Origin of the sequence: Yersinia sp. Marseille-Q3913, from assembly GCF_963892745.1 — a bacterium.
GTDB lineage: Bacteria > Pseudomonadota > Gammaproteobacteria > Enterobacterales > Enterobacteriaceae > Yersinia > Yersinia bercovieri.
The window spans coordinates 54,164-66,314 of record NZ_CAWQAF010000088.1; the positions used below are offsets into that span (position 1 = coordinate 54,164).

The following is a 12,151-nucleotide window of genomic DNA, read 5'->3' on the forward strand; positions in this document are numbered from 1 at the left end:
ACATAGAGCAAGATTATCAAAATTAGCGATAATCTGCTCCCGCGCTAGCACATCACACTCATTTTCCGATACAAAAACTGGAGAAAATGCGCCCCAGTAAGTCATCCGAGCTAAATTCACCGGTAATTTCACTCAATGACTGTTGTGCTAACCGTAACTCTTCAGCCAGTAGTTCACCGGCGTAAGCGCTTACTAACTGTTCATGGCCCTGCAGCAAATGCTGGGCGGCTGTTTCCAGTGCCTGTAAATGGCGGCGGCGAGCCAGAAAACCGCCTTCGGTATTGCTGGTAAAGCCCATACTCTGCTTCAAGTGGTTACGCAGCAGGTCAATGCCTTCGCCTGTTCGGGCGGATAAGCGAATTAGTGAGTGACCATTCACTTCTGTTAGTCCCAGCGTCTCACCGGTGATGTCCGCTTTATTGCGCACCACAGTGATGGGGAGTGTCGAGGGCAAGCGCGCCATAAATTCCGGCCAAATCGCGGCGGGCTCAGTGGCATCCGTGGTGGTGCCATCAACCATAAACAGCACTCGGTCGGCTTGTTCTATCTCATTCCACGCCCGTTCGATACCAATGCGCTCAACTTCGTCACTGGCTTCGCGTAAACCGGCGGTGTCGATGATATGCAGTGGCATCCCATCGATATGAATATGTTCCCGCAATACATCACGAGTGGTTCCTGCAATATCGGTGACAATCGCGGCTTCACGGCCTGCTAACGCATTGAGTAAGCTAGATTTACCGGCATTAGGGCGGCCTGCAATCACCACTTTCATCCCTTCGCGCAGCAGACTGCCTTGGCGGGCTTCAGTGCGTACCTGTTCCAGGTCTGCCATGACGCCGTTCAGTTGACCTTCAATTTTGCCATCGGAAAGGAAGTCAATTTCCTCATCCGGGAAGTCAATGGCAGCCTCGACGTAGATTCGCAGGTGAGTAAGTGCTTCCACCAATTGATGGATGCGAACTGAAAACGCCCCCTGCAATGAGTTCACCGCCGAGCGCGCGGCTTGCTCTGAACTGGCATCAATTAAGTCGGCAATCGCCTCTGCTTGTGCCAAATCCAGCTTGTCGTTGAGGAATGCGCGCTCAGAGAACTCACCCGGACGGGCAATGCGCAGCTCTGGCAGGGCCAGAATGCGTTTTAACAGCAGATCCAGTATCACCGGGCCGCCGTGACCTTGTAGTTCCAGTACGTCCTCGCCAGTGAAGGAGTTCGGGCCGGGGAAGTAGAGAGCAATACCTTGATCCAGCGTACTGCCATCGACATCTTTAAACGGCAGATAATCGGCATAACGTGGTTTGGGCAATTTACCCAAAACCGCCTGCGCGACGGCGGCGGCAGCACGACCTGAAACACGTAAAATACCCACGCCACCACGGCCTGGCGGCGTTGCTTGTGCGACGATAGTATCAGTGGCGCTCATGGTCATTTCTCTCTTTAACTTATTGTTTTTGCACAAGCCTGAATCACGAAAATCAGGCTTCTGTAAAAAGAATAAGGCGGTCATATTGACCGCCTTGATACCCTGCTTACTTGAGGTTACAGCGTTTTGTTAGCTGTTTATCTACTTGGCCCATCCTTGGGCCTCTGCAACGCCAATTAATTTGGGTATCTATCTATTACGACTGTTTTTTCTTATCGCGGCTGTGTAAGCCACGTTTTTCCAGACCACGATAAATCAACTGTTGCTGCAGGATGGTCACCAGGTTACTGACGATATAGTACAGTACCAGACCAGCCGGGAACCACAGGAAGAACACCGTGAAGATGACTGGCATGAAAGTCATGATCTTCTGCTGCATCGGGTCAGTCACGGTGGTCGGTGACATCTTCTGAATGAAGTACATGGTGATACCCATCAGAATTGGCAAGATGTAGTACGGGTCTTGTGCTGACAGGTCATGGATCCACAAGATGAATGGCGCGTGGCGCAATTCAACCGAGCTCATCAACATGTAGTACAACGCCAGGAAGATAGGCATCTGAATGACCAGCGGTAAGCAGCCACCCAGCGGGTTAACCTTCTCAGCTTTGTACAGCGCCATCATCTCCTGACTCATGCGCTGCTTATCGTCGCCGATACGCTCACGCATGGCAGCCAGTTTAGGCTGTAGCAAACGCATTTTCGCCATCGAGGTGTATTGCGCCTTCGTCAGCGGGTACATGATACCGCGCACGATAAAGGTGATGACAATGATGGAGAAGCCCCAGTTACCGACAAAGCTGTGAATGAATTTCAGCAGTTTGAACAGTGGCTGAGAAATAAACCATAACCAACCATAATCAACCGTCAGGTCCAGATGTGGCGCGATGGCCGCCATTTTGTCCTGAATTTCCGGGCCAACCCACAAGGTGGCGCCCAGTTGTTTCTGTTCACCTGGTTGAATCACGACTGGCATACCTTTGAAGCCGATAGCAGCCAGACCGTTACCCAAGTCAGCGGAGTAGAAGGTGTTGGTTTCGTTAGCCGCTGGGATCCACGCAGTAGCGAAATATTGCTGCAACATCGCAACCCAGCCACCTTTGGTGGAGATGTCTAAACTTTTGTCTTCGATATCACTAAAGCTATATTTTTTATATTTAGTGTCATCAGAAGAGTAAGCGGCACCACGATAAGTATGCAGCGCAAAGTTATTGCTGCCAGTATCACGGTGTTTAGGCAAGTTAATGCTCTGCTTCAATTGGCCAAACAGCGTCAGTTCCAATGGGGCATCTGAGGCATTTTTAACGTGATAATCCACGCCAATGGCGTAATCGTTACGTTTTAGCACAAAAGTCTTGGTGAAAACGGAGCCGTCTTTGCCGGTGAAAGTCAATGGAATGCGCAGTTCGTCCTGACCGTCAGCTAATACAAAGCTGGTCTGTGGCGCTTCAAATAGCGGGCGCTCACCGTTAGCTGGATTATCCGGGCCGCTTTTGCCTGTCAGGCCGCTTTGCGCCTGATAAACGAAAGCTGGTGTGGTTTCCAGTAATTCGAAAGTTTTGTCTGAACCCAGAGCATCCGGGTAAGCCAGCAGGTTAGCCTGCTCGATGTCACCGCCACGGGTATTAATGGTCAGAGACAGCACATCAGTTTTTACAGTAATCAGTTGACCCTGACCACTGGCTGGCACGGCCTGACTTGCTTTATCACCGGTAGCAGTATTCGCAGTCTGTTGCGTGGTCTGGGCCGCAGGTTGTGGATTGTTATCCACTTGCCAGGCTTGCCAGATCATGAAAGACACGAACAGCAGAGCGATGAGTAGAAGATTGCGTTGCGAATCCATCGTTAGTGTTCTCTGTTATCGTCGGGTTTCGGCGGCACGGGATCATCGCCACCTGGGTTCAAAGGGTGGCATTTTAATACGCGTTTCAGTGTTAACCAACTGCCTTTTATCATGCCAAACCGGCGCAATGCCTCAATTCCGTAATGAGAGCAGGTCGGATGGAAACGACAACGCGGCCCCAACAGCGGACTTATCACGAGCTGATAGCCCCTGATTAGCCCGATCAGGATGCGGGAGCCTGGCGACAGTGGCGACGCCATAATTTTTCCAAAGCTTCCGTCAACGCACGGTTATCGAGGTCAGCCACACCTTTTTTTACCAAAACGACAAAATCCATAGACGGCAACGTGTGTTGATGCAAACGGAAGCTTTCGCGGGTTAGGCGCTTTATCCGATTACGTTCGTGAGCACGTTTGACATGTTTTTTGGCGACGGTAAGACCGATGCGGGGATGCCCCAGCTCGTTCAGGCGGCCGAGGATGGTGATTTGCGGCGTGCCAGCCCGTAGTGGCTGCTGGAAGACGAAAGTGAAATGACTGGGAGTTAACAAACGTAACTCCCTAGGAAATGCTAGCTTAACCACTGAGATGGTTAGCTTTTATTACTTAGAAACAGTCAGACGAGAACGGCTTTTCGCACGACGGCGAGCCAGAACTAGACGACCATTTTTGGTGGCCATACGAGCACGGAAACCGTGGCTACGGTTGCGCTTCAATACGGACGGTTGGAAAGTGCGTTTCATAGCGATTTCTACCTAAACTTAAAATAATTACTGATTCAGTAAACGCGTTTGGCTGCTCGGAGTGAAGACACCGACGCCTCAATCGCAACATATAAAGAAGCGGGATTGTAATAATTGTACAGTCCTGAGTCAATTGACATTGCGCACGCCCGCACAGAAGTTTTCTGTATCGGGAGTTTACCAAGAGCCTGTCCGTGTTTACTGCTGGTCTCTTTTTGACCTGAGCCATCAAGATAACAGTCATCACACGTAGGGCTGAAGATTATACGGACTCCCGAATAAAGCGCAAGGATCGCCGTGAGATCCTTTGTGGAATAATGAGGATCAGTTACCGGAAAAGGGGAAGGTAGTACCAGTATAATCTGAAATATTTCGGGATCGTTGACGATGAGGGGCACGAAAAGCTGTGCGCTGGGTTACACTCCCAGCAGAAGTTATGCCCTGTGGATAAAAAGGATCTAATCTGTGAGGAAGGGGAGGATCTATTGCTCCTTTTGCGCTATGATCCGCCATTCCGATCGCATCTACTACTCTGGGATCACTACTCCGGGATCGTGGGGAGATGTTAGTCGTAAAAACAACCGAAAAACGGTTCGCATGTCACCTTGGCTTGCTACAGGCCTATTGGCGTGTGTCAAAAACGATGAGTTGCAAAAATCCTGATTTCTTTCTTTTATTGATCTTGTTCGAGTGGAGTCCGCCGTGTCACTTTCGCTTTGGCAGCAGTGTCTTGCCCGATTGCAGGATGAGTTACCTGCCACAGAATTTAGTATGTGGATACGCCCCCTACAGGCGGAACTGAGTGACAATACTCTGGCGCTTTACGCCCCTAATCGTTTTGTGCTGGACTGGGTCCGTGATAAGTACTTAAACAATATCAATGGTTTACTTAATGACTTCTGTGGTAGTGAGGTTCCCTTACTGCGTTTCGAAGTGGGAAGTAAACCGGCGGTAAGAGCGGCACACAGTCATCCAGTTACAGCCAGCGTTAGCGCGCCTGTCGCTCCGGTTACTCGCAGCGCACCTGTGCGCCCGAGTTGGGATAGTTCGCCCGCTCAGCCTGAACACTCTTACCGTTCGAATGTTAACCCGAAGCACACATTTGATAACTTCGTTGAGGGTAAATCGAACCAACTGGCCCGGGCAGCAGCACGTCAGGTGGCTGATAATCCGGGTGGTGCGTACAACCCGTTATTCCTCTATGGCGGTACAGGCTTGGGTAAAACTCACCTGTTACATGCCGTGGGGAATGGCATTATGGCCCGTAAAGCCAATGCCAAAGTGGTTTACATGCATTCCGAGCGTTTTGTGCAAGATATGGTTAAAGCCTTGCAGAACAACGCGATAGAAGAGTTTAAGCGCTATTATCGTTCGGTTGATGCACTATTAATCGATGATATTCAGTTCTTTGCCAATAAAGAGCGTTCGCAGGAAGAGTTTTTCCACACCTTTAATGCTTTGCTGGAAGGTAATCAGCAGATCATTCTGACGTCAGATCGCTATCCAAAAGAGATCAATGGCGTAGAAGATCGTCTGAAATCGCGGTTTGGTTGGGGTCTGACAGTGGCGATCGAGCCACCGGAACTGGAAACCCGTGTCGCGATTCTGATGAAGAAAGCGGATGAAAATGATATTCGCTTGCCGGGTGAGGTCGCGTTCTTTATTGCCAAGCGTCTGCGTTCTAACGTGCGTGAGCTGGAAGGGGCATTGAATCGTGTGATCGCCAACGCCAATTTTACGGGCCGGGCAATCACCATTGATTTTGTACGCGAAGCGCTGCGTGACCTACTGGCATTGCAGGAAAAGCTGGTTACTATCGACAATATTCAAAAGACTGTTGCTGAATATTATAAAATTAAGGTCGCTGACCTGCTCTCCAAACGGCGTTCACGTTCGGTAGCCCGCCCACGTCAAATGGCGATGGCGTTGGCGAAAGAGCTAACCAACCACAGCCTGCCTGAAATCGGCGATGCGTTTGGTGGCCGCGACCATACCACGGTGTTGCACGCTTGCCGGAAAATTGAGCAGTTGCGTGAAGAAAGTCACGACATCAAAGAAGATTTCTCTAACTTAATCAGAACATTATCCTCCTAGCGCTATGAAATTTATCATTGAACGTGAGCATCTGCTAAAACCGCTGCAACAGGTCAGTAGCCCGCTGGGTGGACGCCCTACGTTGCCTATTCTGGGTAACTTGTTGCTGCAAGTGACGGAAGGTTCTTTGCGCCTGACCGGTACCGATCTGGAGATGGAGATGGTGGCCTGTGTTGCCCTATCCCAGCCCCATGAGCAGGGTGCTACCACAGTGCCCGCACGGAAGTTTTTTGATATCTGGCGCGGTTTGCCGGAAGGGGCCGAAATTACCGTCGCATTAGATGGCGATCGTCTGCTGGTGCGCTCTGGCCGTAGCCGCTTCTCGCTATCCACCTTACCGGCGGTAGACTTCCCTAATCTGGATGACTGGCAGAGTGAAGTTGAATTCACTTTACCGCAAGCCACCTTGAAGCGTCTGATTGAGTCCACTCAGTTCTCGATGGCCCATCAGGATGTGCGCTATTACTTGAATGGTATGCTGTTTGAGACCGAAGGCGAAGAGTTGCGTACGGTCGCGACCGATGGCCACCGTTTAGCGGTATGTTCAATGCCGATTGGCCAAACACTGCCGTCACATTCGGTGATCGTGCCACGTAAAGGCGTGATGGAGTTGGTGAGGTTACTGGATGGTGGTGATACACCGCTGCGCCTGCAAATTGGCAGTAACAACATCCGCGCCCATGTCGGTGATTTTATTTTCACCTCTAAGCTGGTCGATGGCCGTTTCCCTGATTATCGCCGCGTATTGCCGAAAAATCCGGACAAAACGCTGGAAGCGAGCTGTGATTTGCTGAAACAAGCTTTTGCCCGAGCGGCTATCTTATCTAATGAGAAGTTTCGTGGCGTTCGGCTCTATGTTAGCCAAAATCAGCTCAAGATCACGGCCAATAACCCTGAGCAGGAAGAAGCAGAAGAGATCCTTGATGTCAGCTACGACGGGACGGAAATGGAGATCGGTTTCAATGTCAGCTATGTGCTTGATGTGCTTAACGCACTGAAGTGCGAAGATGTGCGCCTGTTACTGACTGATTCAGTTTCGAGTGTGCAGATCGAAGATGGTGCCAGTCAGGCCGCGGCCTACGTTGTCATGCCAATGCGTCTTTGAACTATGACGGGCTATTTTACTTGCCAGCTTGAGATTGGGCAGTGCTCGTACTCCTCACGTACTGATGTACGCTCCGGGTACTGTGCGCTGGCCGCACTCAATCTGCCTGCGACAATTACGCCCTCTACCAGAGTTAAAACGATAGCGCCATTAGCCATTGATAGTTTGTTCGCTCTTACGGTTCGATAATGAAGAAATTTGCAGCATGGCTTTGACGCGTTTACTGATTAAAGATTTTCGCAATATCGAATCGGCAGACTTGGCGCTGGCGTCGGGTTTTAATTTTTTAGTCGGCCCCAACGGCAGTGGCAAAACCAGTGTGTTGGAGGCGATTTATACCTTGGGTCATGGCCGCGCTTTTCGCAGTTTGCAGGCCGGGCGAGTGATTCGCCACGACTGTGCCGAGTTTGTGCTGCATGGTCGGGTTGATGTGAATGAACGTGAGTCATCCGTCGGCCTGAGTAAAAGCCGACAGGGTGATAGCAAAGTGCGCATTGATGGCACTGACGGTCATAAAGTGGCTGAATTGGCACAAATGCTGCCGATGCAGTTGATTACCCCTGAGGGTTTTACGTTATTGAATGGCGGGCCAAAATTTCGGCGCGCTTTTTTAGACTGGGGTTGCTTTCATAACGAACCTGGTTTTTTTACGGCCTGGAGCAATCTGAAAAGGTTACTTAAGCAGCGTAATGCCGCGCTGCGCCAGGTTAGTCGCTATGCGCAAATTCGACCATGGGATCAAGAGATAGTCCCGTTGGCCGAGCGTATTAGCGAGTGGCGGGCGGCATACAGTGACGCAATTGCGGCAGATATTTCAGCCACATGCGCCCTGTTCCTGCCAGAGTTCGCCCTGAGTTTCTCTTTCCAGCGCGGCTGGGATAAGGAGAGCGACTACGGTGAGTTGCTGGAACGCCAGTTTGAGCGTGACCGCGCGCTAACCTATACCGCCATCGGGCCGCATAAAGCGGATTTCCGCATTCGGGCTGATGGTACGCCGGTAGAAGATCTGCTATCGCGCGGTCAGCTAAAACTGCTGATGTGCGCACTGCGGTTAGCGCAGGGTGAGTTTCTCACCCGACAGAGCGGGCGGCGTTGCCTGTATCTGCTTGACGATTTTGCTTCCGAATTAGACACCGGCCGTCGTCGTTTATTGGCCGAGCGTTTGAAAGCTACCCAGGCCCAGGTTTTTGTCAGCGCAGTGAGCGCTGAGCAAGTGGCCGACATGGTGGGCGAAAAGGGCAAGATGTTCCGCGTGGAACATGGCAAAATAGAGGTTCAACCACAGGATTAAAAATGAGCGAGAAACGTTGATGTCGAATACTTATGACTCCTCAAGTATCAAGGTATTAAAAGGGCTGGATGCGGTTCGTAAGCGTCCGGGCATGTATATCGGTGATACTGATGACGGTACCGGTCTGCACCACATGGTATTCGAGGTTGTGGACAACGCTATCGACGAAGCCCTCGCTGGCCACTGTAAAGAAATTATCGTCACCATCCATTCCGACAACTCGGTTTCTGTACAGGATGATGGCCGTGGTATCCCAACCGGCTTGCATGAAGAGGAAGGGGTATCGGCAGCTGAGGTCATCATGACCGTGCTGCATGCGGGCGGTAAGTTTGATGATAACTCTTACAAAGTTTCCGGCGGTTTGCATGGCGTGGGTGTGTCAGTTGTTAACGCCCTGTCTGAGAAACTGGAGCTGGTCATTCGCCGTGAAGGTAAAGTTCACGAGCAGACTTACAAAATGGGTGTGCCGCAAGCACCTCTGAAAGTGGTGGGTGAAACTGATCTGACCGGGACTACCGTGCGTTTTTGGCCGAGTTTCGAGACCTTCACCAATAACACCGAATTCCAGTATGAAATTTTAGCTAAACGACTGCGTGAGCTGTCATTCCTGAACTCAGGTGTTTCAATCAAGCTGAAAGACAAACGCAACGACAGAGAAGACCACTTCCACTACGAAGGCGGTATCAAGGCGTTTGTTGAGTACCTGAGCAAGAACAAAAACCCGATCCACCCGAAAGTGTTCTACTTCTCTACCGTGAAAGATGACATCGGTGTGGAAGTGGCATTGCAGTGGAATGATGGTTTCCAGGAAAACATTTACTGCTTTACCAACAATATTCCACAGCGTGATGGTGGTACTCATCTGGTTGGTTTCCGTACGGCGATGACCCGCACGCTGAACAGCTACATGGATAAAGAAGGTTACAGCAAAAAAGCGAAAATCAGTGCCACCGGTGATGACGCCCGTGAAGGTCTGATTGCCGTGGTTTCGGTAAAAGTGCCAGATCCTAAGTTCTCCTCACAGACCAAAGATAAGTTGGTCTCTTCTGAGGTGAAAACGGCGGTTGAAACACTGATGAACGAGAAGCTGGTTGAGTATTTGCTGGAAAACCCAACTGACGCCAAAATCGTGGTCGGTAAAATCATTGACGCAGCCCGCGCCCGTGAAGCCGCGCGTAAAGCCCGTGAAATGACCCGCCGTAAAGGCGCGCTGGATTTAGCTGGTCTGCCAGGCAAACTGGCCGACTGCCAGGAGCGTGACCCGGCGTTGTCCGAACTCTACTTAGTGGAAGGGGACTCTGCGGGCGGCTCAGCTAAACAGGGCCGTAACCGTAAAAATCAGGCCATTTTGCCGCTGAAAGGTAAAATCCTGAACGTTGAGAAAGCGCGTTTTGACAAAATGCTCTCTTCGCAAGAAGTGGCAACGCTGATCACTGCGCTGGGTTGTGGCATTGGTCGGGATGAATATAACCCGGACAAATTGCGCTATCACAATATCATTATCATGACCGATGCCGACGTCGATGGCTCTCACATCCGCACGTTATTGTTGACCTTCTTCTACCGTCAGATGCCGGAAATTATTGAGCGTGGACATGTATTTATCGCTCAACCGCCACTGTACAAAGTGAAGAAAGGCAAGCAAGAGCAGTACATCAAAGATGATGATGCGATGGAGCAGTACCAGATGTCGCTGGCACTGGATGGCGCAGCATTGCACATCAATGCCCATGCACCGGCACTGGCTGGTGAGCCATTAGAAAAATTGGTTGCTGAGCACTACAGTGTTCAGAAAACTATCGCCCGCATGGAACGCCGCTTCCCGCGTGCTCTGCTGAATAACCTGATTTATCAGCCAACTCTACTAGAAGAAGATTTGAGCAATAAAGAGGTTGTGACGCAGTGGATTGATTCGCTGGTGGTGTTGCTGAATGAGAAAGAGCAGCACGGCAGCAGCTACAGTTCAGTGGTGCGCGAAAACCGTGAGCGTCAGTTGTTCGAGCCAATTTTACGTATCCGCACCCATGGTGTGGATACTGACTATGAGCTGGACTTTGATTTCATCCATGGTGGCGAATATCGCAAAATCTGTCTGTTGGGCGATAAACTGCGTGGCTTAATCGAAGACGACGCCTTTGTTGAACGTGGCGAGCGCCGTGTACCGGTTTCAAGCTTCGAAGACGCACTGGATTGGTTAGTGAAAGAGTCCCGTCGTGGTCTGGCAATCCAGCGCTATAAAGGCCTAGGCGAAATGAACCCAGAACAACTGTGGGAAACCACGATGGACCCAACCAGCCGTCGTATGCTGCGAGTTATGGTGAAAGATGCCATTGCAGCAGACCAGTTATTCACCACCCTGATGGGTGACGCGGTTGAACCTCGTCGTGCCTTTATCGAAGAGAATGCGCTGCGCGCAGCCAATATCGATATCTAATCTGCGGGTAAGATAAGCGATAAAAGATCCAGAGCAGGAGACTGTCTCTGGATTTTTTTGTCTGAAAACCGCCCTTATCGTCGCAACAATCATGTGGCGCACAGACTTACTAGCATTTGAGCGCTGAATCGCGTTAGCATGAGGTATTAGTTAAATAAATTTGAGGACCCTATGGCTATTGAATTGATCGCTATCGATATGGACGGCACCTTACTGAATCCACAGCATGAAATCACACCACGAGTAAAGCAGGCCATTGACGCCGCTCGCGCAAAAGGTGTTTGCGTGGTATTGGCCACGGGCCGGCCCTATATCGGGGTCCAACGCTATTTACGCGAATTGAATATGGAAAACAGTGGCGATTATTGCATCAGTAATAATGGTGCATTGATCCAAAAAGCTGCCACCGGTGAATGTATTTTGCAGGAAACCCTCAGTTTCGAAGATTATCTCTATTTCGAAACATTATCGCGCAAAATGGGCGTCAGTTTCCAGGCTTTTGATTTTGATACCTTATATACCGCCAACAAAGACATCAGCAAATACACTCTACATGAAGTGCTATTGACGGGTATCCCATTGAAATATCGTGCCGTGGAGGAGATGGACCCGACATTACGCTTTCCAAAAGTGATGATGATCGATGAGCCAGAGGCTCTTGACCGCGCATTAACAATGATGCCCGCTGAGGCTTTCGAGCGTTTCACCATCATGAAAAGCGCACCTTTCTACCTGGAAATTTTGAGTAAGCGAGTTGATAAGGGGACGGGGGTGAAAATGCTGGCTGACCATTTAGGCATTGCACAGGAAAATGTGATGGCGCTGGGTGATCAGGGTAATGATATCGCGATGGTTAATTACGCTGGCGTGGGTGTGGCGATGGGGAATGCTATTCCTGAACTAAAAGAGATTGCGCAGTTTATTACTACGACGAATAGTGAAGATGGTGTGGCGGTGGCAATTGAGAAGTATGTAGTTTGATTTTTGATTTCTGGTTAAGTGATGATCGGTTCGGTTGACACGAGATTAGTGCTCACCTAACCTCTGATGCCTCAACCGCCAAAGGGGTTACAAGCGCGTAACCCCCTTGGAACCCCTGCGCTAGCGCACGTGCTCGGTTGAGATATCAGAGGCAAAGTGAGCGCTGATGTCATATCAACCAGCGCTGTTCATCAATCCAAACTAAATCAAACACCAATCCAAACTAAATCAAACCAAA

General features: G+C 50.4%; 10 protein-coding genes. 5 read left to right on the plus strand and 5 right to left on the minus strand.

The genetic code is table 11. The annotated features are described in order from the left end of the window. Positions 1–58 precede the first annotated feature (58 nt). The 5 genes from mnmE to rpmH form a co-directional block, all read right to left on the minus strand. Positions 59–1,423: a tRNA uridine-5-carboxymethylaminomethyl(34) synthesis GTPase MnmE gene (gene mnmE / locus AACW11_RS19430; protein WP_212585299.1), complete on the minus strand. Its 1,365-nt coding sequence runs from the start codon at positions 1,421–1,423 to the stop codon at positions 59–61. Between the two features lie 196 nt (positions 1,424–1,619). Beyond that, positions 1,620–3,266, minus strand: a complete 1,647-nt coding sequence (gene yidC / locus AACW11_RS19435; RefSeq protein ID WP_212585234.1) for a membrane protein insertase YidC — start codon at positions 3,264–3,266, stop codon at positions 1,620–1,622. A gap of 2 nt (positions 3,267–3,268) precedes the next feature. After that, positions 3,269–3,526, minus strand: a complete 258-nt coding sequence (gene yidD, locus AACW11_RS19440) for a membrane protein insertion efficiency factor YidD (RefSeq protein WP_032906726.1) — start codon at positions 3,524–3,526, stop codon at positions 3,269–3,271. Continuing rightward, the gene (rnpA, locus tag AACW11_RS19445; RefSeq protein WP_032814795.1) at positions 3,490–3,849 is read right to left on the minus strand and encodes a ribonuclease P protein component; all 360 of its coding nucleotides are present in this window, start codon (positions 3,847–3,849) and stop codon (positions 3,490–3,492) included. The genes yidD and rnpA overlap by 37 nt, the downstream gene beginning before the upstream one ends. 18 nt (positions 3,850–3,867) lie before the next feature. After that, complete coding sequence (rpmH, locus tag AACW11_RS19450; RefSeq protein ID WP_019212655.1) at positions 3,868–4,008, minus strand: 50S ribosomal protein L34; 141 nt, start codon at positions 4,006–4,008, stop codon at positions 3,868–3,870. Positions 4,009–4,710: 702 nt separating this feature from the next. Between rpmH and dnaA the strand changes: the two genes are divergently transcribed. The 5 genes from dnaA (at position 4,711) to yidA (ending at position 11,913) form a co-directional block, all read left to right on the plus strand. Continuing rightward, on the plus strand, positions 4,711–6,102 hold the full coding sequence (dnaA, locus tag AACW11_RS19455) for a chromosomal replication initiator protein DnaA (protein ID WP_005271546.1): 1,392 nt from the start codon (positions 4,711–4,713) through the stop codon (positions 6,100–6,102). 4 nt (positions 6,103–6,106) lie between these two features. Then, entirely contained in the window at positions 6,107–7,207 is a 1,101-nt protein-coding gene (dnaN, locus tag AACW11_RS19460; protein ID WP_005271547.1) for a DNA polymerase III subunit beta, read from the plus strand. A 205-nt stretch (positions 7,208–7,412) separates the two neighbouring features. Beyond that, positions 7,413–8,498 carry a DNA replication/repair protein RecF gene (gene recF, locus AACW11_RS19465; protein ID WP_005271548.1) on the plus strand — a complete coding sequence of 362 codons (1,086 nt, stop codon included), beginning with the start codon at positions 7,413–7,415 and terminating at the stop codon, positions 8,496–8,498. A gap of 19 nt (positions 8,499–8,517) precedes the next feature. Further along, complete coding sequence (gene gyrB, locus AACW11_RS19470) at positions 8,518–10,932, plus strand: DNA topoisomerase (ATP-hydrolyzing) subunit B (RefSeq protein WP_212585235.1); 2,415 nt, start codon at positions 8,518–8,520, stop codon at positions 10,930–10,932. A gap of 171 nt (positions 10,933–11,103) precedes the next feature. Next, complete coding sequence (yidA, locus tag AACW11_RS19475) at positions 11,104–11,913, plus strand: sugar-phosphatase (protein WP_212585236.1); 810 nt, start codon at positions 11,104–11,106, stop codon at positions 11,911–11,913. Positions 11,914–12,151 lie beyond the last annotated feature (238 nt).